We start from the raw sequence: 18,479 nt of genomic DNA on the forward strand, positions 1-18,479 counted from the left end.
CGCCCAACCCGCGCCCAATCCAACCCCTGCACCGATCGCCCAGCCTGCGCCCAACCCTATCCCTGCCTCGCATCCTGCGCCAATCGCCCAGCCCGCACCCAATCCAACCCCTGCGCCAATCGCCCAACCCACGCCCAATCCAACCCCTGCACCGATCGCCCAACCCGCACCCAGCCCTATCCCTGCCTCGCGCCCTGCACCGATCGCCCAGCCTGTACCCCGGCCTGAGTCTCAACCTGCGCCTCAACCCATCCTTCGCCCTGCGCCCAGCCCCGTGCTGACGGAAGCACAAATTTTCCAGGAGGCACTGCGGTTTACGCTGCGGTGGGAAGGGGGCTATGTGAACTATCCAGCCGATCGCGGCGGCGAGACGAATTTTGGCATCACCACTGCCACCTATCGCGCCTATCGCCAGAGCAGAGGGCTGCCGGTGCAGAGTGTGCGGCTGATTATGGAAGACGAAGTGCGGGACATTTATGAGCAGCTTTACTGGCAGCCCGCGCAATGTAGCATGATGCAGCGGCCGCTGGCGATCGCCCATTTCGACACGGCGGTTAATTTTGGCGTGGGCGGCGCGACGATGTTTTTGCAAGAAATCTTGGGCCTGCGGGTGGATCGCGTCTTTGGCCCCGTCACCCAGCGGGCGATTCGCGAAGCAACCCGCACGGGAATTGCCCCAGCTCCACACCATGAGCTAGCCCAGCGGCTTTGTCAGGCCCGCATGGACTATCGCTATCGCCGCGTCACCCGCGACCCGTCCCAGCGCGTGTTTCTGCAAGGCTGGCTGGATCGGGACAATGACCTGCTGAGATATATTCAGCCCCAGAAGCAGATCTAGAAGCAGCCCTAGAATCACAGGGGCAGCGGCAATGCTATAACCAGGATGTTTACGCCGTTTGCTCTGAATCCTCCAAATCTATGGCCAACCCGCCCAACGCTGCCCCGCTGCCCGTCAGCCATCCCGACAGTCCCCACACTTGGAGCGACTATTACGACCTGATGGCGGGTCGTCCGCCGCGAGAAACCCTGCTGCGATCGCTCAGTTCGTTTGATGCGGAGGCGAAAGAGGCTGGAGATGAACGCTCTGTGGGGTATGCGGTGGATTTGGGCTGTGGCGAAGGACGCGACACGGTGGAACTGGTGCGGCGGGGCTGGCGCGTGTTGGCGATGGATGGGGAATCGGAGGCGATCGCCCGCTTGCAGTCGCGCCCAGAGCTTCAGGCGGCGATCGCTGAACGTCGCCTGGAAACTCGCGTACAGCGGTTTGAGCAGCTTATCTTACCTGCCGATCTAGACTTGATTAACGCCAGCTTTTGCCTGCCCTTCTGCCCACCGGATCAGTTTCCTGCCCTCTGGCAAACGCTAACCCACGCGCTGCGACCCGGCGGGCGGATGTGTGGTCAGCTATTTGGCGATCGCGATTCCTGGGCCGCCTACGACCACATGACCCACCTCACGCGGCCGCAGGCGGAAGCGCTGCTCCAGCCCTTCACCATCGAGCAATTCGAGGAAGAGGCGCATCCGGGAACCACAGCGCTGGGCGAAGCAAAGTTCTGGCACATTTTTCACTGGGTCATCCGCAAGTGAAGCCTGAAGCAGAAAGAGAATTGCATCTCCACTGCTGGGTTCCCAATCTGTTCGAGTTTCAGGGCGGCATCCAGCGCTATTTGCAAGACCTGCTGCGGGCGATCGCCAGCCAGCCCCATCGCCACACGATCGTCTTCAACAAGCGCGATCGGGCGGGAGATGGCGACCTGGATAAGTTATCCAATCTTACTTTTCGCTATTTTGGGGCACTGCCCGATGCAGCGAAAACACCAGGGTTTGCCGCAAGCTTGGTAACGGCGGCGCTGGGCGATCGCCCAGATTTGATTCTCTGTGGCCACCTGCACTTCGCGCCCGTGGCCCTAATGCTGCGGCGACTGGCGGGCATTCCCTACTGGATTTTTACCTACGGCATTGATGCATGGAACATGCAAAATCCGCTGCAAAAAGCCGCCCTGCACGCTGCTGACCGGATTGTTTCCATCAGCGACTACACGCGCGATCGCCTGCTCAGAGAACAGCAGCTTGACCCCGCCAGGGTTGCCCTTTTGCCTTGCACGATCGACGCGCAGCGATTTCGCCCCGCGCCCAAGCCCGATTACCTACTCCAGCGCTACGGGTTGCAGCCAGATCAGCCCGTCGTGCTGACGGTGGCGCGGCTGGTGGGCGGCGATCGCCACAAGGGTTATGACGCAGTGCTGGAGGCGCTACCCCGCATTCATCGAGTGCTGCCGCGAGTGCATTATGTCCTGGTGGGCAAAGGCGGCGATCGCCCCCGCATCGAGGCGCGAATTGCAGAACTGGGGCTGCAAGATTGCGTCACGCTGGCGGGGTTTGTGCCCGATGCCGCGCTCTGCGACCACTACAACCTGTGCGACGTATTTGCCATGCCCAGCCAGGGCGAAGGCTTTGGGATTGTGTATTTGGAGGCGCTGGCCTGCGGCAAACCCGCGCTGGGCGGCAACCAAGACGGCGCAACCGACGCGCTGGTCCAGGGAGAACTGGGGGCGCTGGTAGACCCAACAGATCACGAGGCGATCGCCCACACCCTGATCCAGATCTTGCAGGGCGCTTACCCCAACCCGCTGCTCTACCAGCCCGCCGAGCTAAGACGAAGGGCGATCGCCCGCTTCGGCAGCGACACCTTCACCCAAACGCTCAACCAACTCCTGACCCCAGACTCCTGACTCCAGACTCCCGACTCCAGACTCCTGACCCTTTCCACACCGCTTTACCCCGTTTTCAACAGCGACGCACCAGCCGGACGCGGCGGCAGGGGTTGGGTGACCCACCGGAAAAAGGCACTGTGGGGCAGCACCCGCCGCACCTCTTCGACCGTGGTGATGCCCTGCGTCACCTTCTGGATCGCAGCTACACGGAACGACTCGAACTGGCTCTCTGCCAGATAGCGGCGCAGTTGGGTCAGGTTGCCCTCGTAGATAATCTGGCGCACGGTGTCGTCTACGTTCAGTAGCTCGATCACCGCTTCGCGCCCCAAATAGCCCGACTGGAAGCAGTGGACACAGCCGCGCCCTTTTCGCCAGCCCTGGAAGTTGGCCTCGTCGGGGCGCAGACCCAGCAGCTTTAGGTCAGCGGGCGTGGGCGTGTGGGGTTCGGCGCAGTGGGGACAGACCTTGCGGACGAGGCGCTGGGCCACGATTCCCAGCAGCGCATCGCTGATCAGCCCTGGGTCGGGGCCGATGTCTTGCAGGCGCGGAATCGCACCGATGGCATCGTTGGTGTGCAGCGTGGTGAGAACCAAGTGGCCGGTGAGGGCGGAGCGGACGGCGGTTTCTGCCGTTTCGCTGTCGCGGATTTCGCCCACCATGAGGATGTCGGGGTCTTGCCGCAGGATGGCCCGCAGGCCGGCGGCGAAGGTCATGCCTGCGGCCTCATGCACCTGGGTTTGCGTGATGCCGGGGAGGACGTATTCCACCGGGTCTTCGACGGTGACGATGTTGACGGATTCGGTGGCGATCGCCAGCAGGCTCGTATACAGCGTGCTGGTTTTGCCCGATCCAGTAGGGCCGGTGAAGATGACCAACCCCTGTGGCTCCCGCAGCCAGCTTTCGTAAATCTCCCGCGCCGCCTCCGAAAAGCCCAAATCGGCGATGGTCTGGAACGTATTTTGCTGACGCAAGAGCCGCAGCACCGCCTTTTCGCTGGGTTCGCCTTTGACGCCGCTGATGCAGGGCAGCGTGCTGACGCGCAGATCCAGTCCTTCTTCTTGCTGGCCCGCCATGTATTTTTCGCTGATGCGCCCGTCCTGGGGGCGGCGGCTCTCGGCGATGTCCATTTCGCACATCACTTTCAGCGCGACGATGACCTTGCGGCTGATGTCAGGCGGCAGCGTGGTGACGTGCCGCAAAATGCCATCAATGCGAAAGCGCACCGCTAGCCCGTCGGCAGAGGGTTCTAGGTGGATGTCGCTGGCGCGGTTGCGGAGGGCGCTGGCGATCAGCGTGCGGATGCGCTCGATCTGGTTGTTGACATGCGACAGGTGCAGTTCGGCGACTTCGGTCAGGTCTTCGGTGTCCGATTGCCCAGCCCCTAGGTGAATCGCGCCCGATTTGCTCATGCGCTTGGCGGTGAGGGCTTGCAGGCGATACCACTGGCGATAGCTCTTTTCGGCGATGGGGACGATTTCGATGCTGGCATTGAGGCGATCGCCCATTTGCTGCACCACTTCCGGCATTGGCGCGATGGGGCTACCCAGGTAGTAGCAATTGCGCCAGAGCAGCAGCGGCACGACGGGCGGAGCCTGCGTGCAATCGCCAAACCCTCGCCAAAAGCGCGTACTCACTTCCGGGTCGAGCAGCCGCAAATTTACGATTCCCTGTCGATTGACCAGCAGACCGAGCGCCTGCTCACAGGTGATTTGCTGCTGCTTGAGCTGTTGCCAGACCGATTGGCTATTTTGCATGGGCGCTTTCACCTTGTTGAGATTGGTTGAGATTGCAGTTGAGGTTGCAGTAGAAATTGCAAGCTGTGACTGTTGATTCACCAGATGCGCTTGAACCAGATGCGCTTGAACTTGTGTGCCCTACGCCAAAGTACGCAGCAGAGAACCGCACAGATTTCTTTTTGGCTCAGGCGTGAAAAAATGTAACGGGAACTGCAAGCTTCATACAGCTTTCACAATCGGAAACAGAATTTTTTGTAAAGAAATACTTTGACGGCTCAAAGAACAAGCGCCCAATCCTTTTTCCCGCCAACGCTCCAGCCAAACGCCTCCAAAATCCAAATAGGACTTACGCAGTTGGACGATTTTTCGCGGGCTGCGCCCGCGAAAAATCGTCCAAAACCCAGAAGACTTAATCGCCAGTGCGTAAGTCCTGCTAAAATCCAAACCCCAAAATCCAAAACCTCCATCGGCTTTCCCCCTCTCCTCAGTAGGGCTATCCCTAACGCAAAATCAGCCCTTTCAGCCCATAAACGCGCCAGGATGGATCTGTTGGGTACAGAACTGCGGGATTTGCGTCTGCCCGATGATGACGTTGCGTTTGGTTGGGAAAAGCCATGACAAATTCAGTAAAAGAGCGCATTCAGGAAGATTTGCAAAAGGCCAAGTCTGAGGGCGGCCTGCGGGCAGAGCGGATTCGGGAGATTGTGAAGGCTGCGGTTTCAGAAGCGGTAGCGGAAGTGTCTCAAGGGACAGGCGAACTGAAGGCGATCGCCAAAGATGCTTTGACGGCAGTGTTTGCCGTGGTGCGCGATCGCGCGACAACCCGCACCGAAGAGATGGCGGCCTCGGTGGAAGGCGTGGTAGAAGGCATTGGCGAATCTCATCGAGAGGCGATCGCCCAGACCCAGACCCAGATCAACGACCTCCAGCAAACGCTGGATCAAGCCGATCGCCAGTTTGAGGAGGAAGTCACCGTGGCCCTGGCAACCGTTGACCTGCCGGAAGCCGAAGCCACCACCAAAACCCCCTTCAAGGTGCTAATTGATCTGGTTGTAAACGCAGTGAAGGAGCGGGAAGTGTTTGATATTTTTCAGCAGCGCTATGACCATCTGAAGCAGCAGCTTGCGGAACTGGATGCTCGTCTGCAAGAGCGCTATGGCGATCGCTACGAAGAAGTGAAGCGTCAGATTGAAACAGCGCAAACCTGGTATGCCAACGCCAAAACCAAAGGCGAAACCCTGGGCAATGAGGCAAAACACTTCAAGCAAGTGGAACTGGAAGAAAAAGCCGCTGACTTGGGCACAACCATCGCGCAGAAAGAAGCCGAAATTAAAGCCCAACTGCGGCAAATCGTGAACAGCGCCCTGCGCTAATCGCTGAGCCGACTGATTCTCTGACACTCTCGAGGCCCCCGTTTCTGACAGAAGCGTGGGGCCTTGTATTGACAACGGTTTTGATCCAGTATTGTTAACCTAGCTCACGTCGCGCTTCGCAGAAGCCAAAGGTCAGAAAGAACGTGTCTTGTTCAAAACATCGTGCATTTCCGGCGCTTTTGTTCATTCCCCAGCGCTTCAATCCAGCGGTGCTAATGGCGATGCGAGCGGCATTACCGCTCTTGTTTCGGCTCCGTGTTCGTCCGTGGCTGCCGACGGGAATTTCCCATGTCGAGGTTGTGAACGCCAAAGAACTGGCGTTGCTCTATAGGCGGTTTCAGGCGGGTGAAGTTCGATTCATCTTGGCATTCCGCCATCCAGAAGTAGACGATCCGTTTTCCATGCTGTATCTGCTGTCCAGCGGTGTTCCTCAAGCTGCGCGAGAGCATGACATTCCGCTGCGATCGCCTGTGCATTCCCACTTTGTCTACGACCGGGGCATGACCATTTGGGCGGGCGACTGGCTGGGCTGGCTGTTTTCGCGGCTGGGCGGCATCCCCATTCACCGGGGCAAGCGGCTGGATCGCACAGGTCTGCGGGCAGCGCGGGAGCTATTGCTCAACGGACAGTTTCCCTTGGCGATCGCCCCCGAAGGCGCAACCAACGGGCATAGCGAAGTCGTCAGCCCGCTAGAACCCGGCGTGGCGCAGTTGGGCTTTTGGTGCGCGGAGGATTTGCGAAAGAAGGGGCGATCGGAGCAGGTCTACATCGTGCCGATTGGCATTCGCTATACCTATCCCCGCCCCATCTGGCCAAAGCTCGATCGGCTGCTCAGTCGGCTGGAGCAGGACACGGGCTTGCCGCCGCTGGTGCAGGACGAAACGCCAACCGAGGATGTTCGCTATCGGCGCGTGCTGCGGCTGGCGGATCATTTGCTGACGGAAATGGAGGGATTTTATCATCGCTTCTATCCGCAGTATCTAACGCCTGAGGCAGATCCCAAGCCAGCGCCAGACAAGAGCGCAAATCAACGCCTGATGCGGCGGCTGGAGGCGCTGCTGGATGCCGCCCTTCGCGCTGCCGAGGCACACTTTCGGCTGGAGGCGCAGGGCACGATTATCGACCGCTGTCGTCGGCTAGAGGAAGCAGGCTGGAACGCGATTTATCGAGAAGACCTGCCCGCAGATTTCGCGGCTCTGTCCCCCTTTCAGCGCGGACTGGCAGATTGGGGCGCGGAGGAAGCCGAAATTCGCCTGCGGCACATGCGCCTGGTGGAAAGCTTTGTAGCAGTGACGGCGGACTATCTCCAGGAACAGCCCACAGCGGAGCGCTTTGCTGAAATGACCTTGCTGATGTTTGACCTGGTGGCGAGGATCAAGGGCGAGGACATACCAGCCCGTCCGCGTTTGGGCTGGCGACAGAGCCGCGTGACGGTGGGAACGCCGATTTGTGTGAGCGATCGCCATTCGGACTATCAGCGGGATCACACCTCAGCAAAGCAGGCGGTTGCGGAACTCACGCAAGATCTGCAAACTGCCCTGGAGCAATTAATATAGTCAATCTGGTCAATCGACTCAGGTCAATCGACTCAGATCATGCCGCGAAATAGCCCCTGCGGCCGCACCAGCAGCACCAGAATCATCACCATCAGCGCCACGCCCAGCTTATATTCCGAGGGCAAAACGTAGGTACTAAGTTCCTGCGCGATGCCGATGATGTAAGCCCCGGCGATCGCCCCGTAAGGATTGCCAATGCCGCCCAAAATCACCGAGGCAAACATCGGCATAATCAAAAACCAGCCCATGTTTGGCCGTACAGCCGTAATCAGCCCAAACATGCCCCCGGCGATCGCCGTCAGCCCCGCCGCCAGCACCCACGTCCAAATCACCACCCAATCGACGTTGATGCCCGATACCCGCGCCAGGTCGGTGTTGTCAGCGACGGCCCGCATGGCTTTGCCAATTTTGGTATGTTGCAGCAGGTAGTGCAGAGCGGCGATCGCCAAAATGGCCAGCCCCACCACAATCAGCCGCGTCGGCGCAATTCGCACGCCAAACACATCCAGCGCCGTCGCCACGGGCAGGTCATAGCGTCGATTTTCAGGCCCCCACAGCAGCGTGATGCCGTTTCGCAAAAACAGCGCCAGCCCGATGGAAATAATAATCAGCGTGGTAGACGAGGCGCGGCGATCGCGCATGGGCGACCACAGCAGCTTTTCGCACAGCAACGCCACCCCAATCGTCAGCACCGCCCCAATCAAGATCGACAGCCAGATATTCACGCCATTGAGATTGACTGTCAGCGTCAGGTATGCGCCCAGCGTCATCAGGTCGCCGTGGGCAAAGTTTGCCAGCCGCAAAATGCCGTAGGTCAGCGTCAGCCCCACCGCCGCAAGTGCAATCACGCTGCCGATCGCCACGCCATTTACCAAAAGCTGCGCCAATTGCTGATCCATGAGTCGGGTTGGGGAGTTTTATCCGGAAGTTTTGTCGAGCTTTGTCGAACTTTGTCGAGCTTTGTTGAGCTTTGTCGAGTCTACTGGGTAGCGGGTTCAAAAAAGCGACAGTCCTGACACGGCCCATCGGGATTTACCGCACAGCGCACCAGTTCAGAATGGGCGCTATAGGCACAGTTGGCATTGCCCAACACCCAGCGCCCCTGAAACCAGCTTCGTTCTTCGGGTCGGGGAGCCGCCTGCACGTATAGCGCAATCTTGTGCAGCCGATATTTACCCCGCTTGTATTGATAGCAGTGGTGGCGCTCCAGAACGGCGTAGGTTTCTCCCGCAACATCGAGATAGGTTCCCGGCTGTGGGTTCCAGTCCAGCTTTAGACTGCCGATAGTCTGGCGCGGGTGGCTGAGAATAACCTCAGTGGGTAGAGACTCTTGCTCCATTGACCGTATTGCACTTTACACAGTTTGCAAGTTATGTGAGATGGTATCGCATTTATACCCATCTCCCCCGGCAACTTATTTCATCTTTAACGTTTTAGGGCGTTTTGGGGCAAATTTGGGCAGTCAGTCCGGGAGAAATGGTTTGGGGAAGGCCGGGGAAAAGATGGCTAATTGCTTTGCTCGGAGCTTCCGTCTGGGGAGCCAGACTCCGCCGAAGGGTCTGAACGGCCTGGATTGCCCGCGATGTAGCTGGTTTCAGCGATCGCATCGGCCGGATTCTTCGGCGGGTTCTTGGGCGGGTGGGTTGCGTCTGGAGACTCGGCGGCGGTGGCGCTATGGGGAGGCGTATGGGTAGAACAGCCGGATGAGCAGACCGCAGGAGCGATCGCCCCCTCTTGGTTTTCCAACAAGTGGCTTTCTTGCTCCCGATGCTCAAATTCAGGATTCGTCCATTGATCCAGCACATCGCGAATGACCACTTCGCGCAGCAAGATGCGGACGATAATCACCAGCGGAATCGCCAGAAACAGACCCAAAAACCCAAAGAAGGACGCAAAGGCAAACTGCGCCAAGAGCGTCACCGCAGGCAGCAGCGACACCTGCTGACCCATCACCACGGGCACCAAGAGAAACTGCTCCAACTGCTGAATCAGAATGTAGGCAATCAGCACGCCCAGCGCCTTGACAGGGGAATCGATCAGGGCGATCGCCACGGGCGCAATGGTACTCAGCACCGGCCCCAGGTTGGGAATCGCCTCCATCAGCCCCGCCACTAGCGCATTGGCCAGCACCAGCTTCACGCCCAAAATGTGCAGCACGATGCCGCTAACGATGGCAATCACCACCATGTTGATCAGCGTGCCAATAATCCAGCCCACCAAATCTTCTTCGCACAGCGTCAGAATCTCGTCGGCGCGGCGGCGATAAAACGACGGCACGAGCCGCAAAAATCCCTGGCGATAGGGGTGGGGGTTGAGCAGCAGCATAATGGTCAGCATCAGCACAAACAGGAAGCTAATGCCGACGTTAAAGAATCCAGAAAATGCCCGGAAAAAATTGTTTGCCAGCCCCGACACAAACGGCTGGAGCTGGTTAAACAGCTCGTTAAAGTTGGGCACTAGATCAGCCGCCCCACCCGGCAGCCGATCGACTAGCCAGTCCAGCCCCAGCCGAAGCTGGTTCAACCCCTGGGGCACAAGCTCCGTCAGCAGTTGAAACTGATCCAGAAACGGCGGCACGATGATCGCCACAAACAGGGTCAGCAGCAGCAGCAGCCCTACAATCGAGAAAATCGACGCAGCCCCACGGGGAATGCCGTACTTGCCCATCCAGCGCACCAGCCGATTTAGCGCCGTGGCAAAGACAATGCCGACAAACATCAGCAGCAGCAATTGCTGAATCGACCAGAGAATATAGATGGCGGCAATCAGGGCCAGCAGCCCGATCCATTGTCCAAGTTTCATGGGCTTTATCTAGTCGCCGGATGAAGGGAATTGAGTGCGATCGCAGGTCTCCGCGATTATCTTAAGGGAAACCGCCCGATGGAAACCGCCAACCACCAGCTTAATTTTTAGCCACAGATCCTCTACAAAAAGGCTCAGATTGGCTCATGCCCACAACCGCCGAATCGGATACGCATCAAACGCCGAATCAGCGCTGACAATACTCATAGCGTGGTTAATGGATTGGGCAATCAGAATCCGATCAAACGGATCTCGATGGTAAAGCGGCAAATCAACATATCGCTTGATGTCTTCAAAAGAAATCGTCAGAATTTTAATATCAAGATCGGTTAGAAAATCTGTCAGTTTTTGAAACTCAAATCGTAATTCCAGTTTGCGAATAGAAAGTTTTATCGCGACTCCCCATAGGGCAATAATGCTCACGAAAACATCATTACTGACCTCAATCATCTGCTTGATTTGTGGAGGCAGCTTGGGATCATCTTTCAGGAACCAAAGAAGGACATGAGTATCCAATACCATTACATATAATCCTTTAAGTCCTCAAGAGGAGCGTCGAAATCATCTGACATCCAAATCTTCCCTTTCAATAAACCTGCTTTGCGTTTCTTAGGTTCAACCTGCACAGACTCGTCCGGGACGTATTTATCTAGCAAGAACTCGATATAGTGCAGGACTTCTGTTTGCAAAGGTTCAGGTAACTTTTCTAGCTTCTCTGCAATCACTGACTGAAGCATGGTTCTCCTTTCCCTAGAGTTTTGACCAAAATCACAGTTGCGATTTCTATCTTGAATTATGAATCAAGAACCTATGCATCAGGAAATGGGTATCAGGGAATGGGTAAATAAGGTGGCTGCAAGGTCGTCTAATTTCAACGCTTTTGCAAACTGAGGCTTGGCTGGCTAGTAGGGCGGTGGTGCTTCGTAGACGTAGGCAGGTTCAGCAGGATAGGGTTCGGGAGCGATCGCCCCTTCGGCTGGTGCATACTCGGTTCTGGCGGCTTCGTCCCTAGTCGCTTCGCTGTTGGCGGCTTCGGCTTCCTGGGCGCGGCGGCTAGCCAGGATTTCGTCGCGCTGGGCACGCCACTGGGCGATCGCGGCTTGGGCTTCGGCATAGAGGGGGCGATCGCGGGCGATCTGGGCAGCAGTGTCAATGGCCTGCGACAGGCGCACGCGGGCGGCTAGGGCGCGGGCTTCGTCCAGATGCTTGCGGTCTTCGGCAATGCGGACCTCTTCCAGCTTGGCGTTCCAGGTTTGGATGGCGGCTTGGGCTTCGGCATGGAGGGTGCGATTGCGGCCAATCTTCTCTGCCGTGCGGATGGCGCGAGAGAGGTCGCCGCTCTGGGCGATGCGGGTGGCTTCTTCCAAAATGGGGCGATCTTCCAGGGTTTGGATCTGACGGCTCCAGGTGGCGATCGCCTGCTCCGCTTCGGTCCACAGGGCGCGATCGCGGGGAATTTGGCGGGCGGCAGCGATGGCCGCTTGCAGGTCGGCAATGTGTCCTGGCTGGGCCAGGGCTTGTGCCTGCAAAAACTGCGGCATATCCTGAATCCGCTGGGTTTCCTGCTGCCAGTGGGCGGCCAGGGTTTGCGCCTGGAGGCGGCGCGGACGGTCGGGCGCGATCTGCTGAGCGAGGCGGCTGGCCCAGTCCAACGTCGTGCGCTGGCCCAGGCTGGCCACCAGTCCCGCGGTCTGCAACTGGCGCAGATCGTCGAGGACCGCGTGCTGGGTGTTTAGTTCGGTCTGAGCGATCGCATAAAAGGCGCTGCTGGCGGGGATCTCGCTGAGGGCGGCGATCGCCTCGCGCACGCTCCAAACCTGGCGCAGCGACGGCAGCCATTGGGCCGCAGGTTCAGCAATCAGCCGCTGGGCATGGGCCAGCCGCAGCAGGTTTTGTCCCTCTCCCGTGAGGTGATTGACCAAATCGGGCGGAACTTGCTGCGCCAGCGCCAACGCCCCACTGCGATCGCCCGCCTGCCATTGCCGCAGCGCCAGATCCAGCAGCGCCCCACTCCAAGCTTGCAAATCAGCCTGAGCCGTTTCCCACGCCAGGGTTTGCGGATCGATCTGCTGCACTAGGGCGATCGCCGCCTGGAGGTTGGCAAGAGTTTGGTCGCCCGCCGCCTGCTGCGCCTGGGTCAGCAGCTTGTGCGCCGTCTGCTCTTGCAAAATCTGCCGGGTTAGCGCCTCCATGCGGTGCGTCCGCCAGTATTCGCTTTCGACCTGCCCCAACACGGTGACTTGCTCCGCCGCCAGATTCCAGTCCTGGTTCCGCAGCGCCTCCTGTGCTTGGTTCCAAATTGCCTCACCCTGCTGCCATTGCGCCTGCCACTGGGCGATCGCCGCCTGCGCTTCGGCATAGAGCGGACTATTGGAGGGAATGTGTCGCACAACCGACAGCGCCTCCTGCACACCGCTGCTCTCCAGTCGCGCCTCGGCCGCGTCCAAAATCTGCGCCGACCACTCCGCCAATAGCGACTGCCCTTCCCGATAGAGCGGGTGATCGGCCGGCCAAGCAGCCACCAGATTCACGGCTGCCGTCAGGTCGGCGAGATGCCCCGACTTTGCCGCCTCCCGCGCACAAAAGAGCCGCTCGGCATCGGCCGCCGCAAAGGTAATTTTGGCGCAGTTGGGCGGCTCTGGCAGGCGCGTCAGCCACTCCAGCGACTTAATCCCCAGCCCCGCTAGCCCGCAAAACGTCAGCACCCACAGCAGCGACCATGCCAGCGATCGCCCCAATTGCCGATAGCGCTGCCACGCCACAGGACGATTCAGCCATTGCCAAAGGCCGTGGAGCGGCGAAGGCGATCGCCCTCGTCGGGGACGACGCTGGCGCGGCAGACCGGGCGACACCAGAACCGTAGGGCGAGTTTTGGTCGTAGGCGACGTTGCAGAACGAGAAGTGGGGCGAGAAGCGGCCGTTTCTAAGGAAGCTTTGCGGGCGCGGCGGGCACGCTGTCGGGGGGTGAGCCGATCCGCTGGAACCTGGGACGCACTTGGCAGCAGGCGATCGTCCCCTATCCGCTCTTCCACGCGCCCAGTGGGCAGCATCCGCGACTCAGCCCTGGACTGAAGCGGCTGGCGAACAGTCGAGCGAAAGCCGTTGATGTAAAACGCGTCTCGATAGGCAGAATCACGCGGTGGTAAGGAGTCTCGCGTCATGAGCAATATCTACAGCGGTATTCAAGAGACGGGACAGCCAGCGACTCGAAATTGGGCGATCGCCCAGGCGGTCGGACGCAGTTGCCAGAGAGCAGTTGCCAGAGAGCATTGCACGCAGAGCATCGCACGCAGAGCATTGCGTAGATGGTAGCGAACTCTGGCGGCTCCACCGCAAAAAGTTTGCCAGATCGAGGTAACAAAACTGTTACATCTTGAAACCTGACTCCATCATCTGAAATATAAAGAAAACATTAGAAATCGTGGAAACTCTGAGAAAGCCTGTGAATCTAATAAGTGAGCAGACGGGGACAGCGTAATAAAGTCCCTGGACGATAAATCTAGTTGTTAAAGCCAGAGCGTCGGTTTCCGAGTTATGCGGGAGTTGGCGCTCTCTTTTATTGACTTTATTGACCTTTATCTATTGACCTTGATTGAACGCGGTGTGCGGCTTTCAATCTGCCCTCATCCCCCAGCCCCTTCTTCCAGGTCGGGAGAAGGGGAGCCAGATCTGCGAATTACGGATAGGACTTACGCGGTTGGACGATTTCTCGTGGGCTGCGCCTACGAAAAATCGTCCAAAACCCAGAGAATTTAATCGCAAGTGCGTAGGTCATAACGGAATTGAGATTACGGAATAATGTTGTGGGAGAGTTCAGACATGGAATTTCCGCGATCGCGCTTCCAGCCTTTCTCCATAGAGCTTTTCTTATTCCCGCAGTTCTCAAACCATGACCCAAACGGTTTCCCAGCCCGGTTCCCAGCCCACTTCCCAGCCTGCAACGCAGACAATCGTGGTGAAAATTGGCACCTCCAGTCTGACGCAGCCTGAAACCGGATATCTGGCGATCGCCACCATTGCCAAGCTGGTTGAGGCGCTGTGTCAACTGCGGCAACAGGGGCATCAGGTGATCCTCGTCTCCTCTGGCGCGGTGGGCGTGGGCTGTGCGCGGCTGCGGATGACAGAACGCCCCCGCACCATCGCCATGAAGCAGGCCGTGGCGGCGGTAGGGCAGGGGCGGCTGATGCGGGTGTATGACGACTTTTTTTCCTCCCTCGATCAGCCCATTGCCCAGGTCTTGCTGACCCGCAGCGACCTGGTGCAGCGTAGCCGCTATGTCAATGCCTACCGCACCTTTCGGCAATTGCTGAAGCTGGGCGTAATCCCGATTGTGAACGAAAACGACACGCTGGCTGTCGAGGAACTCAAGTTCGGCGACAACGATACACTGTCGGCGCTGGTGGCTAGCCTGGTCGAGGCAGACTGGCTGTTTTTGCTGACAGATGTCGATCGGCTCTATTCCGCAGACCCGCGCTATCACCCAGAGGCGCAGCCCATCAGCCTGGTGGACGATATCGCCGCGCTGGCAGAACAGGTGGAGGTGGGCGATCGCGGCACGAGTTGGGGCACAGGCGGCATGGTGACGAAAATCTCGGCAGCGAAGATTGCGACGGCGGCGGGCGTGCGGACGGTGATTACCGAAGGGCGATCGCCCGACAATATTGCCCAAATCCTCGCCGGAGCCGCCCTCGGCACTCAGTTCGAGCCAGAAGACCAGCCCTTTAATGCCCGCAAGCGCTGGATCGCCCACGGATTGGTTCCCGCAGGCAAGCTCTATCTAGACAAAGGCGCAGTCAACGCCATTCGGCAAGCAGGGCGATCGCTGCTAGCGGCAGGCATCGCCGAAGTAGAGGGCGAATTTCAGCCCCAGGACGCAGTGCAGCTCTGCGACCAGAGCGGTCAGGAAATCGCCCGTGGCATCGTCAACTACAGCAGCGCCGAACTCCAGCAAATTCGCGGTCGCCACTCCGACGACATTCCCAAAATCCTGGGTTATGCAGGCGCAGAAACCGTGGTGCATCGCGACAACTTGGTTCTGAGTAATTAGCTCAATCCCCTGCATCTCAAACTGGGAACAAGCTGGCTATTCACAAACACCCAGCTATAAGTAGCCGTGTTCTGCCAAAAAAGCAGGCGTGAGCGAATCAGGTAACGCATCTTCTGTCCCCTCAGCATCGAATGGGGTGGCATCTCCCAGCCGGAGAAACTTTTCTACGTACTTGCCTAAGATGTCGCCTTCCAGATTGACGCGATCGCCCGGTTTGAGGTGCTGCAAGTTCGTTTCGCTATAGGTCAGCGGGATCACTGCCACGGTGAACCAACTGCCCGCCGCGTCGCAATCGGCCACCGTCAGGCTGATGCCGTTAACCGCGATGCTGCCCTTGGGCACGATGTAGCGGGCCACGCGGCGATCGCGCACCGAAAACCGCATCTCCCAAGAGGTTTCCGTGGGGACAGCGGATTCTAAGTAGCCCGCCCCGTCTACGTGCCCCGTCACAAAATGCCCGCCCAGCTTGCTGCCCACCCGCAGAGAGGCTTCCAGGTTGACCGGAATTTCGACATTCCGCCGCCCCAGCGCTGTGCGATCGAGCGTTTCCGGCGAAACAGCCGCCACAAAGCCATCCGCCAAACAGCGCATCACCGTCAAGCAAACGCCGTCTACCGCCACGCTGTCCCCCAGTTCCAAATCGCGGAGCAGGCGAGCATCGGTGCAGGTGACTTGCACTTCCGTCTCGCTGAGAGCAGACAGGGTTCCGAGCGTTTGAATCAGTCCAGTGAACACGGCAACATCTCCTTAAAAAAGGGACGGGTTAGAAAAGGGACAGGAGGAGCGGGACAGTCTTAGCCAACGGATCACCTTTGTCAAGCGTCGTGCAGTCTGATCTGCCAGCCTTTATCTGCACGGTCTTAACCTTACATTTTTTGGAAAACCTTCAGCATTGGGGCTGTCGATTCGTCGGTGCTTCAGGGCATACTGGAGTTCAATCCAACCGTTGAGGAGATGATTTTTTCCTGGAAAACCTGGTACGCTTGAACTAAAATAATACTGCAACCCGCCGTTCTGCGACCTCTGGCTCCCTCAAACTGGCGCTGATCTGCTGACATACTTTGGTTCCGACTGTTACAAACCCGGCTGTAAGCCCGACTTAAACCCAACTCTCAAACCGACTCTCAAACCGACTCTCAAACCGACCGGATAGCCCCAAAAGCGAATTGAACTATTGACTTCACGAATTGTGAATTCGCGAGTTGAGAATTCACGAGTTGAGAATTCACGAGTTGAGAATTCACGAATTGAACTCATTAGCTGATCTTGTCATACTGGACTGAGGCTAGGATCTGGGAAGTTGCTTTGATGCTGGCGATCGCAAACTGAGTGCTTAAGAACTGAGCGCTTAAGTCTCAAGAGCTTAATTCTCAAGATGCGTCATACCATTCTCCTGCAACGCCCGAAGGCATCTCAGAAGGCATCTTAAACATTAGAGGTTTTGATCTGGTTTTGACTGGGTTTTGGCTTCTAATTTCGTGTCTCAACAACCCGCCTGATCCCTTGGGCTTGGTGCTAGGCTATATCAAGCTCAAGGGTTTCAAAGCTCCAGTCCCCGCCTTTCCATCCCTTTGCTGAACGGATTCTAGAGGCTAGATGAATGATTGAGATGAAAGTCGCTGGAATTGCCCTAGAGGCAGCCTCCCGCAGCCCCTTGGTGCTGCTGCGAGACGCATCCGAACGACGGCAGCTTCCGATCTATATCGCCCACGATCAGGCTCGCGCCATCATGAGCGCGATCGAGAACCAGACTCCGCCCCGTCCCCTCACCCACGATTTGCTGGTCAACATTCTAGATGAATGCGACCTGATGGTAGAACGGGTCGTGATTCACTCGCTTCAAGACAATACGTTTTACGCGATTTTGACCATTCGCCAGGGCGAGGTGCGAAAGGAAATTGATGCCCGCCCCAGCGATGCCATTGTGATTGCCATCCGCACGCGCAGCCCGATCTGGGTGATGGAGGAGGTGGTGGCGGATGCGTCTTACCCAGTGGATACGGATGCCGACGAAGCAGAGCGTCAGGCTTTCCGCGACTTTCTCTCGAACCTGCGCCCAGAGGATTTCACGCAGCGGGGGCAGTCTAAAAGTAGTGAGGGGTAGTTGTGAGGGATAGCCCCGGCTCTCAGGATTTTGGATTTTAGATTTTGGATTTTGGTGAAAGCGCTGGAGGGTGAGTTGGGCGATCGCCCCTTGCCCTTGTTTTTTTGCCTCAATCTCTTTGCCCCAATCTCTTTGCCCTAATTTTTCTTGCCCTGATTTTTCTTGCCCTAATTTTTCTGCTCTATTCCCTGGCAGGTCGAGTAGATCGCCAGATCCACCAGCCCGCAATGCAAAGCGTAACATTGCCCAGAACGGTCGTCGCCGCCTGCACCGTCACCAGCCACTCCAACTGAGGCGCATTGTCGAAAAAGTGCCAGGTGCAGGCACACATGGCGCTAATCAGCACGGGCAGCATTCCCCAGGAGAGCGATCGCCATGCGGGCTGCTGCGACACGTCAGCGTAGACCCAGACCAGCCAGATGGCGGCGATCCATTCCACCACGCTTGAAATGTGAATGATCCAGGTGGGAATTGAGAGGGCGTGCATAGGCAGAACCGGGGACAACTCGTGGCATGATTTTTGGGGGAACGGAAGGGAAGAGGGAAAAAAGAAGAACGAAGAGGGAAGAACGAAGAGGGAAGAGGGAAGTTCAAGGTCTAGTATAAACAATCCATGCGGGCGGTTTTGTGTGGCTACTATGGCAAGGGGAATGGGGGCGACGAGGCGCTGTTGGCGGCGCTGCTGCAAATGCTGCCGCCCCAGGTAACGCCGCTGGTGCTGTCGGGCAATCCGGCGGAGACGGCGACTCGGTTTGGGGTGGAGGCGTGCGATCGCATGAATGCTGCACAAGTTCTGCAAGCACTCCGTCGGTCGGATGCCTTTATCTGGGGCGGCGGCAGCCTCATGCAAGACGCGACCAGCGCCCTGAATCCCTGGTATTATGGCGGGCTGATGCTGACGGCCCAGCGCATGGGGCTAAAAACCATTGCCTGGGCCCAGGGCGTGGGGCCGCTGCACCGTGCTGCCAGTCGGTGGCTGGCTCGGCAAGCGTTTGTCGGGTGTCAGGGAGTGAGTGTGCGCGATCGCCCCTCTGCGGAACTGCTCACCGCCTGGGGGGTTCCTGTGACGCTGGCTCCTGACCCTGTGTGGGCATTGCAGGGTCGCCCGGTGCCGGGGCTGTGGGATTTGCCCGCGCCGCGAGTGGCC

At 58.3% G+C, this 18,479-nt stretch carries 17 protein-coding genes; 8 read left to right on the top strand and 9 right to left on the bottom strand.

The genetic code is table 11. From position 1 onward, the window contains the following. From IGS51_RS01020 to IGS51_RS01030, 3 genes are all read left to right on the top strand, one after another. On the top strand, window positions 1-838 hold an 838-nt coding region (locus tag IGS51_RS01020; RefSeq protein WP_297074970.1), incomplete at its 5' end, for a glycosyl hydrolase 108 family protein. A gap of 80 nt (window positions 839-918) precedes the next feature. Then, a complete protein-coding gene (locus IGS51_RS01025; protein ID WP_297074972.1) occupies window positions 919-1,587 on the top strand; it encodes a trans-aconitate 2-methyltransferase in 669 nt (222 codons plus the stop codon). A 20-nt stretch (window positions 1,588-1,607) separates the two neighbouring features. Then, window positions 1,608-2,732 carry a glycosyltransferase family 4 protein gene (locus tag IGS51_RS01030; protein WP_297074973.1) on the top strand — a complete coding sequence of 375 codons (1,125 nt, stop codon included), beginning with the start codon at window positions 1,608-1,610 and terminating at the stop codon, window positions 2,730-2,732. 44 nt (window positions 2,733-2,776) lie between these two features. Here the strand turns inward: IGS51_RS01030 and IGS51_RS01035 are convergent, their stop codons facing one another. Next, window positions 2,777-4,468, bottom strand: a complete 1,692-nt coding sequence (locus tag IGS51_RS01035) for a GspE/PulE family protein (RefSeq protein ID WP_297074975.1) — start codon at window positions 4,466-4,468, stop codon at window positions 2,777-2,779. A 596-nt stretch (window positions 4,469-5,064) separates the two neighbouring features. On the opposite strand from IGS51_RS01035, the gene IGS51_RS01040 reads away from it, so the two are divergent. Both IGS51_RS01040 and IGS51_RS01045 read left to right on the top strand, forming a co-directional pair. After that, window positions 5,065-5,823: a hypothetical protein gene (locus IGS51_RS01040; RefSeq protein ID WP_297074976.1), complete on the top strand. Its 759-nt coding sequence runs from the start codon at window positions 5,065-5,067 to the stop codon at window positions 5,821-5,823. A 215-nt stretch (window positions 5,824-6,038) separates the two neighbouring features. Further along, a complete protein-coding gene (locus tag IGS51_RS01045) occupies window positions 6,039-7,379 on the top strand; it encodes a lysophospholipid acyltransferase family protein (RefSeq protein WP_367279224.1) in 1,341 nt (446 codons plus the stop codon). Window positions 7,380-7,411: 32 nt separating this feature from the next. On the opposite strand, the gene IGS51_RS01050 is transcribed toward IGS51_RS01045, so the two are convergent. The 6 genes from IGS51_RS01050 to IGS51_RS01075 all read right to left on the bottom strand — a co-directional run bounded on the left by IGS51_RS01050 (window position 7,412) and on the right by IGS51_RS01075 (window position 13,342). Beyond that, complete coding sequence (locus IGS51_RS01050; protein ID WP_297074980.1) at window positions 7,412-8,278, bottom strand: branched-chain amino acid ABC transporter permease; 867 nt, start codon at window positions 8,276-8,278, stop codon at window positions 7,412-7,414. An 80-nt stretch (window positions 8,279-8,358) separates the two neighbouring features. Then, the gene (locus tag IGS51_RS01055) at window positions 8,359-8,718 is read right to left on the bottom strand and encodes a DUF6464 family protein (RefSeq protein WP_297074981.1); all 360 of its coding nucleotides are present in this window, start codon (window positions 8,716-8,718) and stop codon (window positions 8,359-8,361) included. 167 nt (window positions 8,719-8,885) lie between these two features. Beyond that, window positions 8,886-10,181 carry an AI-2E family transporter gene (locus IGS51_RS01060; RefSeq protein WP_297074983.1) on the bottom strand — a complete coding sequence of 432 codons (1,296 nt, stop codon included), beginning with the start codon at window positions 10,179-10,181 and terminating at the stop codon, window positions 8,886-8,888. Window positions 10,182-10,325: 144 nt separating this feature from the next. After that, window positions 10,326-10,703 (bottom strand): type II toxin-antitoxin system VapC family toxin, encoded by a 378-nt coding sequence (locus IGS51_RS01065; protein ID WP_297074985.1) that lies wholly within the window; start codon window positions 10,701-10,703, stop codon window positions 10,326-10,328. Beyond that, entirely contained in the window at window positions 10,703-10,918 is a 216-nt protein-coding gene (locus IGS51_RS01070) for a DUF2281 domain-containing protein (protein ID WP_297074986.1), read from the bottom strand. The genes IGS51_RS01065 and IGS51_RS01070 overlap by 1 nt, the downstream gene beginning before the upstream one ends. A gap of 165 nt (window positions 10,919-11,083) precedes the next feature. Next, window positions 11,084-13,342, bottom strand: coding sequence for a hypothetical protein (locus tag IGS51_RS01075; protein ID WP_297074988.1), 2,259 nt, complete (start codon window positions 13,340-13,342; stop codon window positions 11,084-11,086). A gap of 728 nt (window positions 13,343-14,070) precedes the next feature. Between IGS51_RS01075 and proB the strand changes: the two genes are divergently transcribed. Continuing rightward, window positions 14,071-15,228: a glutamate 5-kinase gene (gene proB / locus IGS51_RS01080; RefSeq protein WP_297074990.1), complete on the top strand. Its 1,158-nt coding sequence runs from the start codon at window positions 14,071-14,073 to the stop codon at window positions 15,226-15,228. A 54-nt stretch (window positions 15,229-15,282) separates the two neighbouring features. Here the strand turns inward: proB and IGS51_RS01085 are convergent, their stop codons facing one another. Further along, complete coding sequence (locus tag IGS51_RS01085; protein WP_297074992.1) at window positions 15,283-15,963, bottom strand: riboflavin synthase; 681 nt, start codon at window positions 15,961-15,963, stop codon at window positions 15,283-15,285. 865 nt (window positions 15,964-16,828) lie between these two features. Between IGS51_RS01085 and IGS51_RS01090 the strand changes: the two genes are divergently transcribed. Further along, window positions 16,829-17,332 (top strand): bifunctional nuclease family protein, encoded by a 504-nt coding sequence (locus tag IGS51_RS01090; RefSeq protein ID WP_172353928.1) that lies wholly within the window; start codon window positions 16,829-16,831, stop codon window positions 17,330-17,332. Window positions 17,333-17,513: 181 nt separating this feature from the next. On the opposite strand, the gene IGS51_RS01095 is transcribed toward IGS51_RS01090, so the two are convergent. After that, entirely contained in the window at window positions 17,514-17,819 is a 306-nt protein-coding gene (locus tag IGS51_RS01095; protein ID WP_297074996.1) for a DUF2499 domain-containing protein, read from the bottom strand. Between the two features lie 126 nt (window positions 17,820-17,945). Between IGS51_RS01095 and csaB the strand changes: the two genes are divergently transcribed. Further along, window positions 17,946-18,479: polysaccharide pyruvyl transferase CsaB (gene csaB, locus IGS51_RS01100; protein WP_297074997.1), on the top strand; the 534-nt coding region annotated here is incomplete at its 3' end.

The sequence above is a fragment of the Thermoleptolyngbya sp. M55_K2018_002 genome (assembly GCF_015295965.1).
Taxonomy (GTDB): domain Bacteria; phylum Cyanobacteriota; class Cyanobacteriia; order Elainellales; family Elainellaceae; genus Thermoleptolyngbya; species Thermoleptolyngbya sichuanensis.